This window comes from Pectobacterium brasiliense (genome assembly GCF_013449685.1).
GTDB lineage: Bacteria > Pseudomonadota > Gammaproteobacteria > Enterobacterales > Enterobacteriaceae > Pectobacterium > Pectobacterium brasiliense_A.
Window position 1 is genome coordinate 1 of sequence record NZ_JACDSF010000002.1, and the last position, 22283, is coordinate 22283.

Sequence of the window (22283 nt, forward strand, 5' to 3'; positions counted from 1 at the left end):
GCCACTGCGCTGCTGCACAGGCTCAAACGCCACCCATTACCCATCCTCAGGATTGCGGTGTGAGCTGGAATTGCAGTACGAAACAGCCTAACGCACAAACCTATTTCCCATCGATTGGCTCTTGTTAATTCTGGCTGCTACCTCATCACCGGCGATAACTCGCCGGTGATTTTATCCCTGAAAGGAAATCATCATGCGCTTAACGCTGCACAATCTCGCTCATTTCCTCGTTGATAATGGTTTCTTACATCCTGAATATCTGGTCAGCGGTAGCTATAAAGTCATTCAGCGTCAAAGCAGGAATAGTATTTTTCAGGTATTTTTAGATAATAATCCGAGCGGGTTGTTTGTTAAGCAACTTTTGTCTTCAGATCAGCAAAATGCCTATTTGATGCAAAAAGATGCAACCGTGCATTGCCTTATCCAACAAACCGATATATTGCCGAAAATGCGCGCCTTCATTCCTAATTATTATGGCTATGAATTAGGTAACCATGTTTTTGTCACCGAATTTTTTCCCGGAGCCATCAGTCTTCATGAGTTTATTACGCAAAGAAAAGCTATCAATCAGGAAGAACTGTCACAAATGGCCATCATTCTAGCTACTTTGCATAACGATCTCAGTGAAAAAATAAAAAACCACTCTAGCTTGAATTTTTTTAATCGGCAACCTCCGTGGATTATGCTATTTGGTGACAGGGATAATCCCCAAATAAAGAATTCACAACAGCATCTCGGCCCTATTGATGCATTGATTCGTCAGCAGCCAGATATTCCGCAGCTTCTGGAAGACCTACGCTATACTTGGTCAGGTAATACCCTGATTCACGGTGATATTAAATTGGTCAACTTTATTCGAGTTGATCAGGAAAAAACCAGCACCTTAAAATTGATCGATTGGGAAATCGCCGATCTTGGCGATCCGATGTGGGATGTGGCTGGTCTTTTGCAAAGCTTTTTAACGCTGTGGGTTTTCTCACAAAATCCTAATCCGATGCTGCAACACCAGCCTCACCCCGGTATGGAATTTTTAACCTGGGAACAAACCTTGTCAGCCTGCCAATCCTTTTGGCTGAATTACTCCAAGGCGCGCGGCATCATTAACCCGGACGCTGGGCTTAATAGCGCGGAAAACCGGCAAAAACTTACCCACTACACTGCCGCCAGAATGCTGCAAACTGCGTTTGAGTCCAATATTTCGAAAGCTGAATTACAGCCTTCAAGCAATCGCATTGTACAGATGGTGACACAAATGATTGCCTCTCCTCAGGCGTGGGCCACTCAGATTCTGGGAGCACATTCTCATGAACTTTGAACAGCAGTTAAAACAGCTCTCAGCACGTGTCCGCGTGACGAGTACAGACAGCTATCAGATCGACGGCAAACCCCATACGGTGTTCCACAATACGGTTTGGAACGACTACAGCGGCCCACTAAATCTATTTGGACATAACCAGACTCACGATCGGCAACAGCGGAAACAGCTACTGGAATCACAACTGAGTCTGGCACTCTATACCACGCTCTACTGCGGTATTGCGGATGATAAAAAATCGCTACATTTGCCTAAGCATAATGCGCGTGAAATATTCATGCAGACATTAAGCTCAGCCAATCACTCTCTGGAAACACCCGATCAAAACTGGAAAATTTATCATGCCGATACCCAAGGTATATGGGCAGAAAAGAGCGGGAAATTACGGCAGGCCTATCCGAACAGTTTTATTCCTGCCATTCCCAATACGCCACTCGTCGTTAATCAATATATTCATTTTCTTCGGCAAAAAGAGAATCGTCATATACAGCAGGTTTTTTATTATGTGCATAGTAATCACTATATGGAACATGATGCGCCACAGGTGCGAATCTACTGGAATATCCTGCCGGAAGGAGCTGCTGCACTGGTTAGCATGATTACCGACGTATTAAATTCACATCATATTGCGTTTAATTTTAAATGCCTGAATCATCCCGATTTATATCATCGGGCAGACAGTGCCGTGCTGTATCTCGAAAAACGCTATTTTGATTACACGTTACGCGTATTAAAACCTCATATCCCGTCTTTAGAAAAATATCTTCTCAACGCCCACCCCCTATTTACCCAACCCATAACAACGGGCGTTTCTTTCGCAGAAGATCCGGGGAATGGCCAAAGTTTCGGTATGCACCGCTGCCAGATTATCGCGAAAGGGTTACTGGATGCTTATGAAAAACAACAAGCACGCCCTTCCTCTTTAACCGCAGAGCAGATGAATTGGGCTTGTCTTGTTGACCTATTTACTAGCAAAGGCATCGCTATCCACCGCCTGCATCTCAACCCCAATACGCTGAGTTTGCCCGTTGATTTTAGTGAACAAGAGAGGGAATCTGCATCATGAAAAATGAGCAATACCTGAATGCAGCGGAGAGTATCGGCAAGCATCTCCAACGGGAATGTTTCTGTTTTAACAACCGAAGTAATTGGCAGGGTTCTGTTGTTGATGTCATTAATGGTCAATTTCAGGTCGTCACACGTACTTTTGACGCGTCGTTGTACAATGGCCTGTCTGGTATTGCGCTATTTCTGGCAGAATTGTACCGACAAAAACCAGACCCTATTCTGTTCGACACCCTAACGTCAACCATTAACAGTATCCAGCATATGCTAGGGCAACCTCACCAACTGAGTGCTTTTAGCCTCCATGCTGGGCAACTAGGCATTGCCTGGGCAATGTGGCGCGTCGGCACCATCCTCAATCAGCCGGACTGGAAAACTCAGGGGCTTAACTTACTGCAACACATTCATACCCTTCCGATTGCCGATCATGAACTGGATGTGATCGGTGGGGCCGCTGGCGCTATCCCTGCTTTACTGAAAATCTATCAGGCGGAAGATGACGATCGCTGGCTGGCATGCGCCGTTAGGTTAGGTGATTTTTTATTAAGCAAAGCACAAAAAACCCCCACGACACACTTTTGGATTACCCCTGGTAATGAGCGCGGCTTAACGGGCTATTCTCATGGTGCGGCCGGTTTTGGGCTGGCTTTGATTGAGCTGGGCGTGGTGACGCATCGAGACGTTTACCTTCATGCTGGCCTTCAAGCGTTTAACTACGAACGTGAAAACTTCAGCCCTCAGCATCAGAACTGGCCCGATTTACGTTCGATGTATCGTACACCGCAGTTCAATACTATGTGGTGTCATGGTGCCCCCGGTGTCGCACTATCCCGCTTACGTGCCTGGCAGTTATTAAACGAACCGACATTATTACAAGAAGCGTTAGCAGGGTTGACGACAACCTCTCAGCAACTTCTGCAACAGCTCAGCACACAGCCAGAGCAAATCAATTTTAGCCTCTGCCACGGCGGCGCTGGCAACAGTGAAATTCTTCTTATGGGAGCCGAGTGCTTACAGCGAGCAGATTTTGCCGAGTTAGCCCATCGAATCGCCTCATTCGGCATTCAAAAGTACCAACTAACGCAAACCCCCTGGCCAAGCGGCGTTTTTGATCCCAGCGGTGTAGGTGAATCCGGTAAAGAAACGCCGGGATTAATGTTAGGTCTGGCGGGGACAGGGCTGTATTACCTGCGTTTATTCGATCCCGAAAGAGTGGAAACCGTGCTGCATATCCGTTAATGCGTGATAAAGAGGAATAATCCCATGAATACTTATACCGATGATTTCTTTCAGACACTCCCTCCGACCGCGGTGTATCAAACAACGGCGGATAACAGTGCTGAGTTGACGTTAACCTTTCATCTGTTGCCGGACACGAATGAAAACGCATTACAGTCAACGAGCAATCTCAGCAACACTCATCCCAAAAAACGCCAGTACCTTTCGGCAGCCGCTCTCAAACAGCGTTTTGCGGTGAACGATAACACGATCCAGAAAATGACAGAGTTTGCCCAGCAGGCCGAGTTAAAGGACGTGAGCAGTAACGCGGAAACGCATGAAGTAACAGCGACGGGCACCATAGCCCAGTTATCTCAGCTACTTGGGGTCTCTTTCCACATTTATCAGGATGACAACAACAATCCATTTTTAGCCTATCACGGACGCATCCAACTGCCTGACGAATTGCGCGCCCATATTACCGGTATTGACGGATTAAATGTAGGTTTGCAGGCGGGATATGTTCCATCCAAACGCTTAAAAATGATGCAGATTGCAGCAGAGGATTCACCGGTTCAACATTTCATTCAACAACCAAAAAAGCAGACTGATTTTGCCGGTGAACAAGAACAGCAGCAGATAGAGGGATATTCACCGCAAGATCTTACCGCACTATACCATTTTCCCAATAATCAGGGCGAAGGGCAGACGGTGGGAATTATTGCATTAGGGGGAACATTTAACCCCAGCGATCTCGCCACGTTCTGTACTCTGTTCCAGCTTGAAAAACCCGACGTGCAGATCGTAGGCACAGAGCCCTGGCAGCCGCCTCAATCAAAATTTATCAACGACATAGAAATTAACATGGACGTACAACTGGTCGCTGGGATAGTCCCTAAAGCCAAAATCGTCGTGTACTACGCCAGGTCTTTTCCCGATGGATTCCGCGCCGTACTGAATGACACAGAAAATGAGGTGAGTGTCATCAGCACGAGTTGGGCTAACGGTGAAAGCAGTGTCTCGCAGGCTGAGAAAACGCAGTCCGCCATGCTGCTTCAGCAATTGGGTCTGCGTGGCATCACGGTTCTCGCCGCATCGGGAGATTATGGAATTTATCAGGTCGGTTCCAATAATAAAGTCCCTGGCGTCAATCTTCCTGCGGCCTATGATTCCGTCATTGCCTGTGGCGGAACCGATCTCTTTAGTAATGGAAGAGAGCAGGTTTGGCATGAAAATGCCAATGCATCCGGCGGAGGATTTAGCATTATCTCCCCCCCACCTGCATACCAATACTACGCTCTGTCAAACTATTTCCGCCAGTATCCTAGCTATGCAAAAAATGCCTGCGCTACCCCCGATCTGTCCGTGAATGCCAGTGGCGTGAATTACACGACCATGATTTTCAAGGGGAAACCGTTTAAAGCGGCAGGGACCAGCGCCGCCGCCCCGCTCATCGCCGGCCTGATAGCGCGCCTCAATACCGCACTGTCATACCGAGTTGGCAATATCAACAGCTTTTTGTATCAACTCATCGGGTCAAATGCATTTAGCAGTAACATCCCTGGCAATAACGGGTTGCCCGCCGCCGTAGGATGGGATCCCTGTACTGGTTTGGGATCGCCAAATGGCATCAACCTATTGGGTTTGATAAAACAGACGGAAGGTTACTGGGAATAACCCTCCTACGTACCACATTAGCCAACACCATGGTGACACCTCGGTACGCTTGCCAGTACATGGCAAGCGTACCGCCCCGATCAGATGCTGGATAAGCGTCTAACGCTACTCAGACATTCTTCCCTTGCGAAGAGGCAACATTCTGTCCAGCGTATTATCACGCACGATATAATGGTGAAATAACGCAGCCGCAGCATGAAGACCAATGATAAAATAGCCGGTATTGGCTATCAATTCATGCAACTCTTTCAGATTGTGCTGAATATCTTTATTCAGTACGCCAGCAACGGGCATTGTTATTCCCAAAAAAGACCACTCTACCTGACCGAAATAAAGCGAAAATAGACCGAGAAGCGGCAAAGCAAGAAAAATAACGTACAAAATACCATGTACTGTTTTCGCCGCTACAACTTGCCAACGTGGCGGTGGTGGAACAATCTCGGGGGTGCGATGGATATATTTCAACACCATCCTGACCATCATAAGTAATAACACCCCCAAACCCGCCGTATAGTGAACCAGAGCCATCATGGCGCGTGCAGAGCTTCCCTTTGGTGTCAATCCTTTAAATTCCATTGCAGCATAGGTAATAACAACCATGATAAACACAAGCCAGTGAAAAACAATTTGGCTGGACGCATAAGTTTTTTTCATTTTCAAATACCAGAGAATAAATTGTCTAACGGTTATAGAATGAAAAGCTTAAGCATACATTAATATAAAATTTTTAGCCCCTCTCTCCGCTCTTAAGGTTGACATAATAATCCTCTGCCAGAATGCGCTTATTCCATCAGAGGTTATATCATGCGAATAATGTCACCCTACACATTAAAATGGTTACATGGCGGATACGAACAGAATGATATCTCAACGTCAATACGTGAAAGCTATCATCAGATTTACAACGCCTCACTTTCCCGCTGTATGCCCTGGCTTCTGGGCATGTACGATGCCCGTGGAGAACTGAAAGCTGCCTGTGGTGTCCAGACGGCTTCGCAAGGTGTATTTTACTTGGAGCACTATCTCGATGCTCCCGTTGAAACACTATTGTCCTCGCGGCTTAATCTGCCCGTTTCACGGGAGGGGATTGTCGAAGTTGGAAACTTTACCGCCAGTGACGGTGCCTCTGCACGCGTCATGTATGCCGCCCTCTGCTTATTGCTTAATCAATACCATTACTCATGGATCGTGTTTACCGGCACCAAGAAAATCCGCAACATCTTTCATCGACTGAATCTGCAGCCAACCTTACTGACCCCTGCCAGCGCGGAAAGACTGGGTGAGGCCGCACAGGAATGGGGGGAATATTATCGGCATGATCCGCAAGTCATGGCAGGTGAACTCGTCGGCGGGAGAACGACGTTAAGCCAGACAAGTATCCTGCTTAGCCTCTTCACCGCATTGCCTAACGCCCCCTGGATTGCGACAACGGGAGAACCTTATGTTTCTGGACAGGCTTGAACAAGAAGCACAACATCATCCCGATGCTATCGCCCTGCAAGGTGAAGCACGTGCATGGAGCTGGAAGCAATACCATGAGTCGGTCATGGATATAGCCAGACAATTAACGTCACTCGGCGTAAAACGGTTAGCGCTCGAGTCAGAAAATAGTCCTGAATGGGCCATCATCGACCTTGCCTGTCTCGTTAGCGGGATTGTGATCGTACCGGTCCCCCCGTTCTTCACCGACGGACAAAAAGCCTGGGTGCTGTCGTCGGCATCGATTGATGCGCGAATCGGCGGTGATACGCTGGAAGGGTGGCATACGTGTGATTTCTCACTAGGCACACTGCAAACCAGAACGGTCGATGAACCCGTTCCCTTTCCTTACGGTACGGCCAAAATCACCTATACCTCCGGCACTACGGGTGAGCCTAAAGGTGTGTGCCTGAGTCTGAACGGCATGGTATGGACGGCACAAGCACTTGCTACAGCGCTGCAACCCCTACACTTACAAAAGCATTTGGTGACATTACCGCTCAGTATTCTGCTTGAGAATCTGTGTGGCATTTACATCCCGCTGTTGCTGGGAGCTGAAACCGTGGTGCTGCCACCTTCACATATAGGTTTTGAAGGCTCCAGCCGCTTCAATGCGGTTCAGTTTTCGCAGGCACTTGTGCGTTGGCGTCCAGAAAGTCTGGTGCTGGTGCCAGAGTTATTACGGGTGCTATTACATTTGCACCAGCACGCTCAGGAAAGCACACAGTCACTCCGTTTTATCGCGGCGGGGGGGGGCAAAATCTCTGCTCAGTTGCTTGAGCTTGCGGCTCGCAGCGGGCTCCCTATTTTTGAAGGTTATGGACTATCAGAATGTGGTTCCGTCGTGGCACTCAACCTACCCGGGGCCACAAGTCAGGGCAGCGTCGGCAGGCCATTACCGGGTATCCGAATCTCGGTTGATGTTCATCAGCAACTGGTTGTCGTGAGTCCGGCCAACGCGCTGGGCTATCTGGGGGCACAGCCGCCCTTATTGACGGTAGCGACCGGCGATCTCGGCAGAATCGATGACGACGGATTCGTTCACATTCACGGACGCATAAAAAATGTGCAAATTAACGCTTTCGGCCGCAATTTTTCCCCGGAATGGCCAGAAGCGGAGGCAATGGCCTGTCCCGCAGTCCGCCGCATTGTGATTTTCGGCGAAGGGTTAGCTCGTAATGTCGCTTTGGTCGATGCCTTTGACGGACAACAGGAGCAGGCACGGGAACAACTGATGGCACTTTCCGCCCGACTACCTGATTACGCGCAACTGCATCGGTTGCTGTTTACCCACGATATTTCATCACCCGATATGTTAACGGCCAATGGCCGTCCTCGCCGAAATGCCATATGGCAAACCCTACAACATCAGATTCTCACGTGTAGTGAGGAGGAGTAATAATGAGTTTTTATCAGCAATTACAAAATAAGACCGCCGATGAACGCCAGAGTTTGTTCTCATCTACGGCTATCACTCGCTGCCGTGAGGGTAATATCTCACGCGAGATGTATATCGAATTTTTGACTCAGGCTTACTATCATGTCAGCCACACCGTCCCCCTGTTGATGTGCGCAGGCAGCCGACTTCCTTCATCACATGAGTCAGTACGCGGTGCAATTACCGAGTATATCGAAGAAGAATATGGCCATCAGGAGTGGATTTTGAACGATATTCGCGCTTGTGGTGGGGATGCAGAAAAGGTCAGATTAGGCACGCCCAGCCTACCGATTGAAATGATGCTTGCCTTTCTCTACTACCGAATTGAGCGAGTCAACCCGATGAGCCTCTTTGGCATGGTACTGGTGCTGGAAGGCACCAGCGTATCGATCGCCTCATCGATTGCCGAGCAGGTTGAACAGACACTGGGGCTGCCAAAAACGGCGACCACCTATCTGCGTTCACATGGCGAACTCGACCAGGATCACCTGAAATTTTTTGCTTTGCTGATGGATACCATCACTGACAAGCGAGATCAGGACGCCATTATCCACTCCGCCCGCCGCGTTTATCACCTGTATACACAGATGCTCAACCAACTGGGGAATAACGCACGTGAATCTGAATAATAAGACGATCCTGCTTACCGGTGCCAGTGGCGGAATTGGTCAGGCGCTAGCACACGCATTGGCGAGAAAAGGCGCAAGCCTCTATCTGGTGGGGCGTAACGAACAGGCGATGCAACGCCTGCAACAACAGTTACCCCACCCAGAACGGCACTGTATCGCTCTGATGAAAACCTACTCAGATGTTGAAATTAGCACACTTGCCGCTCAGCTTAACGAAAGCGGAAACCTGGACATCCTGATTAATAACGCGGGATGCAGCCACTTTGCGCTGCTTGAGCAGCAATCGTTTGATGATATTCGCGAACAGATCCGTAGTAATATTGAAATACCGATATTACTCACTCGAGCATTGTTAACGACAGTTAATCAGCCGGGCATTGTTCTCAATATTGGTTCCATTCTCGGGGAAATTGGTCATCCTGCCTGGAGCGTCTACAGCGCGACGAAAGCCGCTATGCACCGTTTTTCCGAAGCACTACATCGTGAGTTACGGGGCAGCGGTATTTCCGTACTGTATGTTGCTCCTCGTTCGACGGAAACCGCACTCAACAGCGAAACCGTCTATGCCCTGAACCGCAAACTTGGTAATGGTAGTGATACCCCCACCGTTGTGGCTACTCAGATTGTCCGACTACTTGAAACGGAACAAAAGCGATACCGCTTCGGTGTTATGGAACGCCTGTTTGTCAAAATTAATGCCTGGTTTCCCTCCGTCGTTGACGGCGCGTTAAACAAGAAATTACCGGTCATTCAGGCGTTCGCTCGACGCACGGTCAGAGGAGAAAATAAATGAGAACACTCAAAGCGCTTATCGTGGTATTGGCAGGGGTTGTACCCATGTCCGTGCTGGCAAATACGCCTCTGGCAGATTTACAACACGACTGGTCTGTCTGCCAGTACCAGACATTGGAAGCTAACAAGGAGAGTTGCTTTAGCACGTTAAGCCAACGGGCACATGACGCGAGTCATGCCAGAAACAATGATGATGCAACGTTATTGATCTGGTCAGGGATTATCGATAGCAGTTGGGCTGGCGCAAAAGGCGGTTTGGGTGCTCTCAGTCTGGTTAAACAGGCTCGCACCAGTTTTGAGAAGTCGATAGCGATCGATCCCAACGCGCTTGAAGGGTCAGCCTGGACCAGCCTCGGCGCACTCTATTATCAGGTTCCCGGCTGGCCGATAGGTTTTGGTGATAAAGAAAAAGCCGCTGAGATGCTAAAAAAGGCGCTGGCGATCAATCCCGATGGCATTGATGCAAATTATTTTTACGGTGATTTCCTGCTGAAAGAGAAAAAGTCAGACGAAGCAAAACGTTATCTGGAAAAAGCGCTTAAGGCACCTGCCCGACCCGGTCGTGACATTGCCGATAGTGGCCGTCATCGCGATATAGCAAAAGCGCTGGCAACGATTCAATAATGATAGCCCCGCGGGCAGATAGCGTTAAACCGCGAGCACGTACCAGCCAGTTTCTGTCGTAAGGGGATCAGTTGGCTCTATTCAGGGGCTGATAGGAAGCGGGCATGACTTCTCAAGCCCGCTTCCTAAGACGCTATTTAAAAAGCTTCTGAACAAATTCGCTGTAGGCTGGCCGCCAAACATCCATTTCGTGGCCGAGATTCGGATAATGGCGGTAGTCAAACCGGATATTTTTCTGCTCCAGTGCCGTTTTCAGACCCGCGATATCCTTACCCGTAATGTTGTCGGTCTCGCCAATCACCACTGTGAAATTCTTCAGTTGCTGATTAATCTGCTCCGGTCGCTCAAGCTGTGCAGCAACGGCCGCGTTTGGCACCGTTTCGGTGGTCACGCCGCTGAACGTCGCCAGCCAGCCGAAATGATCCAAGTGACTCATGCCGGATACCAATGCCTGATAGCCGCCCTGCGACAGCCCGGCCAGCGCCCTGCCGTTTGCATCCTGACGGACGTTAAAGCGTTTGCCGATCTCGGGGATGATGTCATGAATCAGTTCCCTGTCCGCCGCTAACGCATTGCGCGGATAGAACACCTTGCGGCGCTCCTGCGGCGGATAGTCTTCTGGGATGATGCTGGGAACGTCCGTTTCCGTATCAGGAATGACGACCAGCATCGGCTCAATCTTTTTCTCCGCCAGCAGGTTATCCATCATCTGCGGTATCCGTCCCTGCACCACGGCCGATGCGCCCGTATCGCCAAAGCCATGATAGAAGTACAGCACCGGCAGCGGTTTTGACGATTCGCTATAGCCCGGCGGCGTCCAGACATACACCTGACGCTCTGATTTCAAGGCTTTCGAGTGGTAGGTCAGCGTTCTCAACTCACCGTGTGGCACCTGACGCACGTCCAGAATACTTCCCGGCACCAGAATCAGGCTGGTATTCACCTGACGCTGCGGTTTGGTAAACGCCGTGCCGGTATCAATGGTGCGAAAACCATCCACGCTGAAAAAATACTCATACAGGTTCGGTGCCAGCGCGGGTGTTTTGAACGACCATACGCCAGATTCATCTTTCGTCATCGCATGGGACACGATGCTATCGGGCGTCGAACCGGTAAAAACACTGACCTGTTTCGCCGTTGGCGCAAACAGGCGGAAAGTAATACTGCTATCCGCATTCACCGCCGTGACATACTGGCTCACAGGGACGGTTGCCGCAGGCATAACCGGAAAATCGGCAGGGAGTGCAGCGATAGTCGCTGATGAATACAGCGTCATACCGGCAATCAAACACGCTAGATAGTTTATATTCATACTTATTCCTTTTCGTTATGCTCAAATGATTATCAAAACGTAAACGAGATATTACCACCACACTTCAGCCTGAACGCCAACCGTAAATTGGTCTTTTTTACTATCTGGGAAAGTAAAGTTTGAAATTTCATTATCCAGAAGTTTCAAATACGTTCCATAGAACCGAATTTCTGGGCGAGAGTTAAACAAACTGGTATCGACCTTTAATGCATGATAAAGCGTCGTTTTATAAGCCGATTCCTTATAATTCACACCATTTTGATTTTTATTCTTTTGAGTAAACCATCCTAACTCAACGCCTGTTTGGTTATAGTTATCCCAAATCCAGGCGGGTCTTACTACGGTACGAATACTTTCATAATCGCTGTGAGCACCAGTTTCATAGCTGTAAATATCATTACCTCTTGAGTATACCAATGCATTCCCAACGATAATATGATCGCTTAAATACATCTCGCCCTGAGAAATCACCCGTATAGCAGTACCATTAGTATGATCGCCATAGTAATAACCGTTATATCCCATGAATGGGCTGGCACCGGAATATCTGGAAAAGCTGCTAGCAAATGAATTATTAGCGGCCTGCACGGTGAACTCATTAAATCCACCACGGTTCAGATTTTGACGCAAAATTGCAGCCGCTACATATGCATCTTTCAGTTGGAAATAAGTATTATTATCTTCATTGCTTTTCTGCGTGTCAGTCTTGTTTGCCATGGCATATTTGCCCATTAACGATAGTGACCCGCCGTCCCACAGAGGAATTCCTTTATAGCGTAGATCAATAGAGTTGGTATTCATCTGCGTTTTGGACGACAGATTTCGTGAATATACATCCAGATCTTCACGCGTCAAAGAGATATCCATCTTACCAACACCCACATTCATATTTTCAATACCTACGCCGGAGCCTGCATCGGTACGAATACTTTTCCAATCGAGCATCTGGATTTCATACACAGGTAAAGCATGTTTTCCGACCCAAAAATCCGCTTCCGGCGCAAACGGTAAAAACCCTTTCGTTGTCAAATAAATATCTGAATATTGGAGTTTATTCTCATTCGCACTATCGTCACCAAACCAACCAGCACTGTATGACTGCCCGACATTACCATCCAACTTAATAACAGCTTGGGCAGTTTTCCCGTCTTTATTATATACACGCTGTTTGAGAAAAAGATCGAACCATCCCGTATGTTCATTACCAAAACGACCCAATGAACCAATTGCATAAGATTTGGGTGAACCGTTTGTACCAGTCGCCCAGCCCGATCTTAAATATCCAGAATAGGTAAAACCAATATCATCCTTAACGTATTTAGATAGCTCATTCAGGGTAAGCTCTTGTCGCTGTGGCATAGCAACAGTCTCGTCTCCCGATGCGGTTACTTGCCCACTGGAAGATGTGGCCTTAGGCTGGGGTGTTGTCATTACGGTAATACTTTCTTTGCCTGTCAGTGCCGTTGGGGTTTTTATTTCTGCTTTTTGGCGACTATCAATTATCGTTTTGTATTGCTTCAACTCTTTTTTCGTTGACTGCAATTCCGCTTTATTTTCCGCCAGTTCTTTCTCCAATAGTTCCAGTCTTTCTTCTACGGTCAATTTTGCAGCCATAGCACCATTAGACAAAAACGCTGCAGAAATCAGTAATACTATCATCTTTACAGGGAATTTTTTACGCATATTTATTATCCGAGTAGGGTACATTTTAACATTGGGAAAAGCGGTTTTAAGTTGAGACAACCCCCTCACGACGCTAGCCGTAAGTCCGCCTGTTTGTACAAGTTGTGTAAGTTACAAATAACCGTTTATATAATTTAATGGCTAGTCAACTTCCTCCCGTTTTATTTCTTCGCCATCTTTCCCATGGGTAGTAAAAAATAAATTTCGCATTCATTCCAGAGCTTATTTTTCTGAGAATGAATGCGTAAATGACTCATCGATGCGATGGTTTATTCCAATGTTTCACCATTAGAGGAAATAACCTCTTTATACCAGTAGAAACTTTTCTTACGCCGACGTTCTAATGTGCCGTTTCCTTCATCGTCACGATCGACATAAATGAAACCGTAGCGTTTCGACATTTCGGCTTTTGATGCACTCACCAGATCGATAGGGCCCCAGCAGGTATAACCCATCACCTCAACGCCATCTTCCAGCGCTTCGCCCACTTGATACAGGTGATCGTTCAGGTATTTGATGCGATAGTCATCGTTAATGCTGCCATCGCTTTCGAGTTTATCTTTGGCGCCCAAACCATTTTCCACAATGAACAGCGGCTTTTGGTAACGATCATACAGATAGTTCAGGATATAGCGCAGACCTTCTGGGTCGATCTGCCAGCCCCACTCCGAGCTTTCCAGATGCGGGTTCGGCACCATATTCAGAATATTGCCACGGGCTTTCTGGTTCACTTCTTCATCGGTGGTTACACAGCCCGTCATGTAGTAACTGAAAGAAATGAAATCAATCGTTTCCTTCAACGACTGGCGATCGTCTTCCGTTACCGTCAGCGTAATATCGTGCTGTGCAAAAAAGCGCTTCATGTATGCCGGGTAGTATCCTCGGGCTTGGACATCACCGAAGAACAGCCAATCGCGGTTCTGCTGCATGGTTTCCATGACATCCGCGGGCTTGCAGGTTAATGGATAGAACATCGAACCCAACATCATATTGCCGATTTTGGCATCAGGGATGATGTCATGACACGCCTTCACCGCTTTCGCACTCGCCACGAGCTGGTGATGAATCGCCTGATAAATATCCTGCTTACTACTCTCGGTAGGTAAACCAATTCCGGTAAACGGTGCATGTAATGCGCAGTTGATTTCGTTGAACGTCAGCCAATATTTCACTTTGTCTTTATAACGCTGGAATACCGTGCGGGCGTAACGTTCAAAGAAGGTGATCGTTTCACGGCTTCCCCAGCCGCCGTAATTTTTCACCAAACCATACGGCATTTCATAGTGGGACAGCGTCACCAACGGCTGAATGCCGTACTTTGCCATTTCATCAAACAGGCGATCGTAAAATGCCAGCCCTGCCTCATTCGGCTGGGTTTCATCGCCCTGCGGGAAAATACGCGTCCAGGCAATCGAGGTTCTCAGGCATTTGAAGCCCATTTCAGCAAAGAGCGCGATATCTTCGGGGTAGCGGTGATAAAAATCGATCGCCGTGTCTTTGATTCCGCTGTCGCCAGGCGTGCGCGTGACGATCTCGCCAAAAATACCCTGTGGCTGTAAATCGGACGTTGATAGCCCTTTACCGTCCGTTAAATACGCACCTTCAACCTGATTGGCTGCGATCGCGCCGCCCCACAAAAATTCTTTCGGAAACTGATGGCTCATCTTTTCTCCTCCCAATTGGGTCGTAAATGTCAATGTCAGCGAATTAACGTCAGCAACGCGCCCTGCTCTTGCACGGTGTCTCCGGCGGTAGGCAGAACATCAACGTAATCTTCGCTATTGGTGATAATGACGGGCGTTGTGGTGTCATAGCCGGCTTTCTCAATCGCCAGATAATCAAACTCCACCAGAAGATCGCCCTGCTTCACGACATCGCCGGTCTTAATGTGTGCAGTGAAATACTGGCCGTCCAATTTCACCGTATCGATGCCGACGTGAATGAGCACCTCGGCTCCGTCTTCCGATTCGAGTCCAATCGCATGATTGGTTTTAAACAGCGAAGCAACCGTACCGTTCACTGGGGAAACCACGCGCCCGGCCAGCGGTTTAATGGCAATCCCTTTCCCCATTAAGCCACTGGCAAACGTTTCATCACCGACGTGTTCAAGTGGCAAAACCGTACCGTCGATCGGGCTGTTTATCTCTTGCTTGCGCGTTGCATCATTCTGACGCTGTGTGGTTTGTGGTGCCGTCGCAGGTGCATTTGCGTCTGTCGCTTTTTCTTGCGCGGGAATCCCGAACGCCCAACTCGCGGCGGCGGCAAAGGTAAATGAAATCACCGTACCAATAATGGCGGCCCAGACCGTGTTATCGACACCGGTCGGCGGGATAACCTGAGTAAAGGTAAAGATGCTCGGGAAGCCGAAGGAATAGATAGTGGTATGGAAGTACCCCAGAATAGCGGCACCCATTGCGCCACCTACACAACCAAAGATGAAAGGACGTTTCAGCGGCAGCGTGACGCCATACACCGCTGGCTCCGTAATACCAAAGATTGCCGCCGAGAAAGCCGAACCAGAAATCCCTTTCAGCTTCATATCACGGGTACGCAGCAACACGCCCAGGACCGCGCCCGCCTGCCCCAATACCGCAGGAACCAGTAGCGGCATCATGGTGTCATGCCCCAACAAGCTGAGGTTGTTGATCATCAGCGGCGTTAAGCCCCAGTGCAGACCAAAAATCACAAACACCTGCCACAGCGCGCCCATCAGTGCGCCCGCAATCGTGGAGTTCAGTCCGTAGATCAGTTGGTAGCCGCTGGCCAGCATATGCCCAAGCCAGGTTGCCGCTGGCCCAATCAGCAGGAACGTGACGGGAACGGTGATACAGAGGCACAGTAACGGCGTGAAGAAATTGCGGATATTGATATGCAATAGAGCATTCAGCGGTTTTTCCAGACGTGAAGCAAGCCAGGCCGAGAAAATAATCGGAATAACGGAAGAGGCATAATTAATAAAGGTGATCGGAATGCCCAGGAAATAAAGCGGCTGATAATTTGCATTCTGCATAGCGCCAAATTCAGCAATCATCGATGGATGCACCAGCGTGGCACCAATCACCATGGTAACAAATGGATTTCCACCAAATTTTTTCCCTGCGGTATAGCCTAATACTATCGGGAAGAAAAAGAATAAGGCATCGCTTGCGGCAAACAGAACTTTATAAGTTCCGCTGCTTTCAACCAGCCAACCACACGCCAGACTGAGTGCCAGAAAACCTTTTAAAATACCCGACGCCGCCATCACGCCAATTAGCGGCGTAAATATTCCAGAAATAATATCAATGAAACGAGAGAAGATATTTCCTTTTTTCTCATCACCGTCTTCATTGCCTGAAGAGTCGGCCTGATCCGTCAATCCAGCAATATTCTGTAAACTACGATAGACGTCACTGACATGATTGCCGACGACGACCTGAAATTGCCCGCCACTTTCAACCACCATGATCACGCCTGAATTACTTTTCAGCGCAGCGGCATCCGCTTTTTTATCGTCTTTTAATTTAAAGCGTAATCGGGTTGCGCAGTGCATCACGCTAATGATGTTGCCACGTCCGCCGACACCATCGAGTATCTCTGTTGCTAATGCTTTGTATTCCATCGTCTATCCTTAATGCTATATCCGTCATACTTCAAGCTACATGTGCGTTGGCTGCGTTCGCTCACCCGAATCACTTACCCGAGTAAGCTCATCGGGATTCACTCTCTTGCCGCCTTCCTGTAACTCGAATTATTTAGGGTATAAACAGACTTAAATATCAATAATTTAAGATCGCCAACTCTGTTTGAGACAAAAAAAAACCTAAATCGTTTTCCCAATAAGCATTGAGAAAACGATTTAGGTTTTGCCTGTCCACCTAGACTAGCCTGACAGTAACAATCCTGCTTATTTGTCAACACAGTAGTCGTGCTGACAATGAAACCAACTTCATCTGATAATTTACTTTCCACATACTCTATGCTTTCACTTTCACAGTATGCAAGGACATTTATCTTGTCATAGTGTTATTTTGTGACGAAAAGCAAATTAACAGAAATTATTCCCCATCACCTGGCTCTATTTTATCCTGACCTTCTGTCCGTACACGTTCAATATGAATCGTTAAGAACATCAACTCTTCTTTCGTTAACGTATACTGATACTTTTGAACAATATGAACCTGTATTTTCTCTGCGCAACGATAAGACAATGGATATCTTTCCTTCACGACATCATGTAATGATTCATCATCACTAAATACCGTGTTTTTTCCTATTAACCGCTGCGCAAAAAATTTCAAATGCGTCACAAAACGATGATAACTTAATGCTTGCTCATTATAATCCAGGTTCAACTGATACTTCACAATATTCAGTATTTCCTGCATAATTTTAGTAATTTGTAATACTTCCGGCATTTCGCTGTCGAGCTGCGCATTCACCAAATGCAGCGCAATAAACCCCGCCTCATCTTCCGGTAACCGCACGGCAAGACGCTGCTCAATAATATCCAGCGCTTCCAGACCAACAGCGAATTCCTTTGGATACAGGCGCTTTATTTCCCATAACAGCACATTACGGATATCCACACCTTGCTTATGGCGCTCTATCGCAAAGTGGCAGTGATCCGTTAAGGGGATGTAGACGCTGTTTTGCAGTTTCCCGGGCAAACGCTCTTTTGCAAGCAGAATGATCTTGTCTGCCGTCGTAATGACATCCATCGGAATCTCTGACAGCAGTTCCTGTAGGCGCGATGTCAGCTCGCCGGATTTCATCACAAATACACGTTCAATCAGCGTTTCGTCCAGCAGGTCGCCAGAGTGCTTTTTGAAGCCCAGCCCGCGTCCCATCACAACCGACTCATTATTGTTTTCGTCGATTACGGTGACGACATTATTGTTGAGTATTTTGGCAATCTTCATTTTTCAAACCCTGGAAACAAAAAAACCAGACACCCGAGGAAAGAAACGAGTATCTGGTTTTGCCTGCTAACGCAGTAACAATCCGTAATGGCAGGTAAACTACCATCTGCATTCATCTTCTCAAGGAGCATGACACAAAAACGTGATACGGATCGACAGAAAAACACGTTGCTTACACGCATTTTCTTGATTTATTGTCGGCCATTACAAGAATCAAGCCCTTGCTCACGGGCGCCGTCCTCGTGCATTTACCCCGCGGATGACTTAGGCAGTTGCGCAACAAAGTTAGGTAAAAACACCAAATCGATCAGTTTTTTGCGTAAACACGACAAAATATTCAATTTCATCCCTTTTACCACCTTGTTTCTCGTCGCTTAATAACTATAATACGGAACGTCGTTTCAATTGAATGGTTTCAGCTAAACAACGTGCCACTATCAATAACATTATTATCAACGGCATCGCCAACGCGACTCCCGCTAATCTCATGCGACGAGCGGTTGCGCACTTCATCACCCATTCATAACGACCATCTATACTTACCTCCTATACTGTTTCCTCATACCTTCTTTCCAGCGGCCTGTCTCGCCCTGCCACTGGATCACTCGTTTTTTAATCCATCACAACTTGTAGAAACTATCGTATGAAAAAGACAAAAATTGTTTGTACCATCGGGCCGAAAACAGAGTCGGAAGAAATGCTTGGCAACCTGCTGTCTGCTGGCATGAATGTTATGCGCCTGAATTTCTCTCACGGGGATTACGCAGAACACGGTCAGCGCATCAAGAACCTGCGTGCCGTTATGGAAAAAACTGGTAAGCAAGCCGCTATCCTGCTTGACACCAAAGGCCCAGAAATTCGTACCATGAAGCTGGAAAATGGCGCTGACGTCACGCTGACCGCAGGTCAAACGTTCACGTTCACCACCGATCAAAGCATCGTAGGTAACAAAGATCGCGTCGCAGTAACCTACGCTGGATTCACCGAAGATCTTAGCGTCGGTAACACCGTTCTGGTTGATGACGGCTTGATCGGTATGCAGGTTACGGCGATCAACGGTAACGACGTCGTTTGTAAAGTGCTGAACAATGGCGATCTGGGCGAGAATAAAGGTGTCAACCTGCCTGGCGTTTCCATCCAGTTGCCTGCTCTGGCTGAAAAAGACAAACGCGACCTGATTTTCGGTTGCGAACAAGGCGTCGATTTCGTTGCAGCATCCTTTATTCGTAAACGTTCCGACGTTGAAGAGATCCGCGCTCACCTGAAAGCACACGGTGGCGAGCACATCCAGATCATTTCCAAAATCGAAAACCAGGAAGGTCTGAATAATTTCGACGAAATCCTGGAAGCATCCGACGGTATCATGGTTGCTCGTGGCGACCTGGGCGTTGAAATCCCAGTTGAAGAAGTGATCTTCGCACAGAAAATGATGATCGAAAAATGTAACCTGGCACGCAAAGTGGTAATCACCGCGACGCAAATGCTGGATTCCATGATCAAAAACCCACGCCCTACCCGTGCTGAAGCTGGCGACGTGGCGAACGCCATCATCGACGGTACCGATGCCGTAATGCTGTCTGGCGAAAGCGCGAAAGGTAAATACCCGCTGGAGTCCGTTACCATTATGGCAACGATCTGTCAGCGTACCGACTCCGTGATGAAAAGCCGTCTGGATACCATCAAGACGCCTCCGGTTCTGCGTATCACTGAAGCGGTCTGCCGTGGCGCAGTCGAAACTGCAGAGAAACTGGATGCGCCACTGATTGTAGTTGCGACCAGCGGCGGTAAGTCTGCTAAATCGATCCGTAAATACTTCCCGAACGCCCGTATTCTGGCCCTGACGACGAACGACGTGACTGCGCGTCAGTTGCTGCTAAGCAAAGGCATTGATACGCTGCTGGTGAAGGAAATCGCTTCTACTGATGATTTCTACCGTATCGGTAAAGAAGCTGCACTGAACAGCGGTCATGCGCAAGCAGGCGATGTTGTGGTTATGGTGTCTGGTGCACTGGTTTCCAGCGGCACAACTAACACTGCTTCTGTACACCGTCTCTAATCTCAACGATCTCAGATCGGTAAAAAGCGCCTTAATGGCGCTTTTTTTATATTTTGAAACGACTTTCTACAGTACGATAACCTAATTAATGCGTCTGTGTAACACATCATTTAATAGCCTAAAGCCTCAGAGTTATCCGATAAAAATAGCACTGTTTTCCTTACTTTTTTAATGAATAGGTAAAACTCGCTGTTTCTTTGAGCGAACGATCAAAATTAAGCATGTTCTCATCAAAAATTTATTCTCATTAGAAAAAAGTTTGTGTAATACTTGTAACGCTACATGGAGATTAACTCAATCTAGAGGGTATTAATAATGAATCGTACTAAACTGGTACTGGGCGCGGTAATCCTGGGTTCTACTCTGCTTGCTGGTTGTTCAAGCAACGCTAAAATTGATCAGCTGTCTTCTGACGTTCAGACTCTGAACGCTAAAGTTGACCAACTGAGCAACGACGTGAACGCAATCCGCTCTGACGTACAAGCTGCTAAAGATGACGCAGCTCGTGCTAACCAGCGTCTGGACAACCAAGTTCGTACTTACAAAAAGTAATCGAACTGGTTAAGTAGTGAAAATGGCGCACAGTGTGCGCCATTTTTTTGCCTGCGTTTTACCTTTTCAGCGTTCTCTTTCAATCCCCTTTTCGCTTTATCAGGTATCTTCATGCTTCTGCCCTATCCCTAGGCCAGCACAGATGCGCCTAAACGCATCTGGCCGATTTATTTCGGTATTACCGAGCAGTGGTACTGATCGCCGTGATTGGCGCAACCTGATGCGTCTGAGGCGCTTCTGGCGCCGATTCTCCCGGTGGCTGGTAAGTATTGATGTCTTGCCCTACGCTAACCACGATTGGCATGCCTGAACGACGCACAATGGCATCAGCAACCGCTTTACTGTCCGTCTCCGCATCCTTAACAAACTTCTGCGTCTTCGCCGTCAGTGGAATCGGCATGGTTTGTGGATCATCCTTATCGGTTTTCGACAGAGGCTGATGCACTTCAACGTAGCGTTTGCCGTCTGGTTCAACGGACGTTTTAATCGCATCGTTAACAATCTGCACGCGCGTACCGACTGGCACATTGTCGAATAACGCCTTGATATCATCCGGGCGCAGACGAATACAGCCGGAACTTACGCGCATACCGATACCGAAGTCCGCGTTCGTACCGTGCAGCAGATAAACGCCGCCGTGTGCTGACAGACGCAACGCGTGTAACCCCATCGGGTTATCAGGACCCGCCGGAACAACGGCAGGCAGTTTAATGCCCTGCTCTTCAAGATAATGCTTACGGATGTTCGCCGTTGGCGTCCAAGTCGGGTTCTCACGTTTCTCGCTAACGCTGGTCGTCATCAGTGGCGTATTACGCCCCAGTTGACCGATGCCAATCGGGTAAACGATGACGGTATTCTTCCCTTTCGGGTAGTAATAGAGGCGCAGCTCCGCCAGATTGACCACAATACCTTCACGTGGGGTATCCGGCAGCAGCATTTGCGTTGGGATCGTGAGCGTGGAGCCCGCTGTCGGCAGGTAAGGATCCACCCCTGGATTCGCTTCCATCATTCCCAACAGACCAATCTTGAAATCCGCAGCGATAGCCTCCAGCGGACGACCATCATTGGGAACCGTATAAGCGATGTTTTCACCAATCAGTCGGCTATTGGGTGGCGGTAGCGGGTATTCCGTCGCTTTAGCGGCGGTGCTGGCCAGATATGCCGCGAAGGCCATACCAAGTAAAGTTAACGCGCGTTTCATATTAGGTTCCCTACATCACAACTAACATAAGTAATTTATCAACAACATCCGGTTCTGTACCCAGAATGCAGTATCCGGCTGGCTATACCCTGTTTACCCCGTCATACCCGAAGCTGCCTGTGTATTCGCGTTTCTGCAACCTGAATTATTCGGGGATATCTGGTGTCAATGTGGCTATTGTTGCCCCTTTCCACCGAGCGTGGGTATATATTAGCATTGTTGTAACAAAAGAATATTTTATTTAAAAATCAAAGCATTGATATTCAATTCTTTACAAAGCAGAGCCAGCATAAAATTTAATGGGAAATAAAGATACGGGATGAATTCTGAAATATCAGCGA

General features: G+C 48.0%; 18 protein-coding genes. 11 read left to right on the forward strand and 7 right to left on the reverse strand.

Features of this window, described 5'->3' with window-relative positions; all coding sequences use genetic code 11:
- Positions 1–193: 193 nt before the first annotated feature.
- Genes H0248_RS00990 through H0248_RS01005 form a run of 4 tightly spaced genes read left to right on the forward strand, consistent with a single transcriptional unit; the run spans position 194 to position 5275 of the window.
- A complete protein-coding gene (locus tag H0248_RS00990; RefSeq protein ID WP_110163987.1) occupies positions 194–1315 on the forward strand; it encodes a phosphotransferase family protein in 1122 nt (373 codons plus the stop codon).
- Positions 1305–2381: a T3SS effector HopA1 family protein gene (locus H0248_RS00995; protein ID WP_180784337.1), complete on the forward strand. Its 1077-nt coding sequence runs from the start codon at positions 1305–1307 to the stop codon at positions 2379–2381. Before H0248_RS00990 ends, H0248_RS00995 begins: the two co-directional genes overlap by 11 nt.
- Positions 2378–3619, forward strand: coding sequence for a lanthionine synthetase LanC family protein (locus tag H0248_RS01000; protein ID WP_110163989.1), 1242 nt, complete (start codon positions 2378–2380; stop codon positions 3617–3619). The genes H0248_RS00995 and H0248_RS01000 overlap by 4 nt, the downstream gene beginning before the upstream one ends.
- A gap of 24 nt (positions 3620–3643) precedes the next feature.
- The gene (locus tag H0248_RS01005) at positions 3644–5275 is read left to right on the forward strand and encodes a S53 family peptidase (RefSeq protein WP_180784338.1); all 1632 of its coding nucleotides are present in this window, start codon (positions 3644–3646) and stop codon (positions 5273–5275) included.
- Positions 5276–5380: 105 nt separating this feature from the next.
- On the opposite strand, the gene cybB is transcribed toward H0248_RS01005, so the two are convergent.
- Positions 5381–5929, reverse strand: coding sequence for a cytochrome b561 (cybB, locus tag H0248_RS01010; protein ID WP_180784339.1), 549 nt, complete (start codon positions 5927–5929; stop codon positions 5381–5383).
- Between the two features lie 150 nt (positions 5930–6079).
- On the opposite strand from cybB, the gene H0248_RS01015 reads away from it, so the two are divergent.
- From H0248_RS01015 to H0248_RS01035, 5 genes are read left to right on the forward strand one after another with little or no spacing between them, the layout of a single operon-like run.
- Positions 6080–6736: a thermostable hemolysin gene (locus H0248_RS01015; RefSeq protein ID WP_180784340.1), complete on the forward strand. Its 657-nt coding sequence runs from the start codon at positions 6080–6082 to the stop codon at positions 6734–6736.
- The gene (locus H0248_RS01020) at positions 6717–8153 is read left to right on the forward strand and encodes an AMP-binding protein (RefSeq protein ID WP_180784341.1); all 1437 of its coding nucleotides are present in this window, start codon (positions 6717–6719) and stop codon (positions 8151–8153) included. The genes H0248_RS01015 and H0248_RS01020 overlap by 20 nt, the downstream gene beginning before the upstream one ends.
- 2 nt (positions 8154–8155) lie before the next feature.
- Positions 8156–8821, forward strand: a complete 666-nt coding sequence (locus H0248_RS01025) for a TenA family transcriptional regulator (protein ID WP_180784342.1) — start codon at positions 8156–8158, stop codon at positions 8819–8821.
- Positions 8808–9614 carry an SDR family oxidoreductase gene (locus H0248_RS01030; protein WP_180784343.1) on the forward strand — a complete coding sequence of 269 codons (807 nt, stop codon included), beginning with the start codon at positions 8808–8810 and terminating at the stop codon, positions 9612–9614. Before H0248_RS01025 ends, H0248_RS01030 begins: the two co-directional genes overlap by 14 nt.
- Entirely contained in the window at positions 9611–10237 is a 627-nt protein-coding gene (locus H0248_RS01035) for a tetratricopeptide repeat protein (protein WP_180784344.1), read from the forward strand. Before H0248_RS01030 ends, H0248_RS01035 begins: the two co-directional genes overlap by 4 nt.
- Before the next feature lie 133 nt (positions 10238–10370).
- Here the strand turns inward: H0248_RS01035 and H0248_RS01040 are convergent, their stop codons facing one another.
- The 5 genes from H0248_RS01040 to licT all read right to left on the reverse strand — a co-directional run bounded on the left by H0248_RS01040 (position 10371) and on the right by licT (position 18133).
- Positions 10371–11549 carry an alpha/beta hydrolase gene (locus H0248_RS01040; RefSeq protein ID WP_180784345.1) on the reverse strand — a complete coding sequence of 393 codons (1179 nt, stop codon included), beginning with the start codon at positions 11547–11549 and terminating at the stop codon, positions 10371–10373.
- A 51-nt stretch (positions 11550–11600) separates the two neighbouring features.
- Positions 11601–13232 carry a carbohydrate porin gene (locus tag H0248_RS01045; RefSeq protein ID WP_180784346.1) on the reverse strand — a complete coding sequence of 544 codons (1632 nt, stop codon included), beginning with the start codon at positions 13230–13232 and terminating at the stop codon, positions 11601–11603.
- 269 nt (positions 13233–13501) lie between these two features.
- Entirely contained in the window at positions 13502–14896 is a 1395-nt protein-coding gene (locus H0248_RS01050) for a glycoside hydrolase family 1 protein (RefSeq protein ID WP_180784347.1), read from the reverse strand.
- A gap of 35 nt (positions 14897–14931) precedes the next feature.
- Entirely contained in the window at positions 14932–16833 is a 1902-nt protein-coding gene (gene bglF, locus H0248_RS01055) for a PTS beta-glucoside transporter subunit IIABC (protein WP_180784348.1), read from the reverse strand.
- Positions 16834–17269: 436 nt separating this feature from the next.
- Positions 17270–18133: a BglG family transcription antiterminator LicT gene (gene licT, locus H0248_RS01060; RefSeq protein WP_180784349.1), complete on the reverse strand. Its 864-nt coding sequence runs from the start codon at positions 18131–18133 to the stop codon at positions 17270–17272.
- 643 nt (positions 18134–18776) lie between these two features.
- On the opposite strand from licT, the gene pykF reads away from it, so the two are divergent.
- Positions 18777–20189, forward strand: a complete 1413-nt coding sequence (gene pykF, locus H0248_RS01065) for a pyruvate kinase PykF (RefSeq protein ID WP_100016683.1) — start codon at positions 18777–18779, stop codon at positions 20187–20189.
- Between the two features lie 315 nt (positions 20190–20504).
- Positions 20505–20741: a major outer membrane lipoprotein gene (locus H0248_RS01070; RefSeq protein ID WP_005970385.1), complete on the forward strand. Its 237-nt coding sequence runs from the start codon at positions 20505–20507 to the stop codon at positions 20739–20741.
- 178 nt (positions 20742–20919) lie between these two features.
- Here the strand turns inward: H0248_RS01070 and H0248_RS01075 are convergent, their stop codons facing one another.
- Positions 20920–21942, reverse strand: coding sequence for a L,D-transpeptidase family protein (locus H0248_RS01075; protein ID WP_180784350.1), 1023 nt, complete (start codon positions 21940–21942; stop codon positions 20920–20922).
- Positions 21943–22283 lie beyond the last annotated feature (341 nt).

Coding starts and splice junctions, on each gene's coding strand:
- H0248_RS01040 (WP_180784345.1), bottom strand. CDS start 11,549: ATGAATATAAACTATCTAGCGTGTTTGATTGCCGGTATGACGCTGTAT.
- H0248_RS01025 (WP_180784342.1), top strand. CDS start 8,156: ATGAGTTTTTATCAGCAATTACAAAATAAGACCGCCGATGAACGCCAG.
- H0248_RS01005 (WP_180784338.1), top strand. CDS start 3,644: ATGAATACTTATACCGATGATTTCTTTCAGACACTCCCTCCGACCGCG.
- licT (WP_180784349.1), bottom strand. CDS start 18,133: ATGAAGATTGCCAAAATACTCAACAATAATGTCGTCACCGTAATCGAC.
- cybB (WP_180784339.1), bottom strand. CDS start 5,929: ATGAAAAAAACTTATGCGTCCAGCCAAATTGTTTTTCACTGGCTTGTG.
- H0248_RS01035 (WP_180784344.1), top strand. CDS start 9,611: ATGAGAACACTCAAAGCGCTTATCGTGGTATTGGCAGGGGTTGTACCC.
- H0248_RS01070 (WP_005970385.1), top strand. CDS start 20,505: ATGAATCGTACTAAACTGGTACTGGGCGCGGTAATCCTGGGTTCTACT.
- H0248_RS01000 (WP_110163989.1), top strand. CDS start 2,378: ATGAAAAATGAGCAATACCTGAATGCAGCGGAGAGTATCGGCAAGCAT.
- H0248_RS01075 (WP_180784350.1), bottom strand. CDS start 21,942: ATGAAACGCGCGTTAACTTTACTTGGTATGGCCTTCGCGGCATATCTG.
- pykF (WP_100016683.1), top strand. CDS start 18,777: ATGAAAAAGACAAAAATTGTTTGTACCATCGGGCCGAAAACAGAGTCG.
- H0248_RS01050 (WP_180784347.1), bottom strand. CDS start 14,896: ATGAGCCATCAGTTTCCGAAAGAATTTTTGTGGGGCGGCGCGATCGCA.
- H0248_RS00990 (WP_110163987.1), top strand. CDS start 194: ATGCGCTTAACGCTGCACAATCTCGCTCATTTCCTCGTTGATAATGGT.
- bglF (WP_180784348.1), bottom strand. CDS start 16,833: ATGGAATACAAAGCATTAGCAACAGAGATACTCGATGGTGTCGGCGGA.
- H0248_RS00995 (WP_180784337.1), top strand. CDS start 1,305: ATGAACTTTGAACAGCAGTTAAAACAGCTCTCAGCACGTGTCCGCGTG.
- H0248_RS01020 (WP_180784341.1), top strand. CDS start 6,717: ATGTTTCTGGACAGGCTTGAACAAGAAGCACAACATCATCCCGATGCT.
- H0248_RS01015 (WP_180784340.1), top strand. CDS start 6,080: ATGCGAATAATGTCACCCTACACATTAAAATGGTTACATGGCGGATAC.
- H0248_RS01045 (WP_180784346.1), bottom strand. CDS start 13,232: ATGCGTAAAAAATTCCCTGTAAAGATGATAGTATTACTGATTTCTGCA.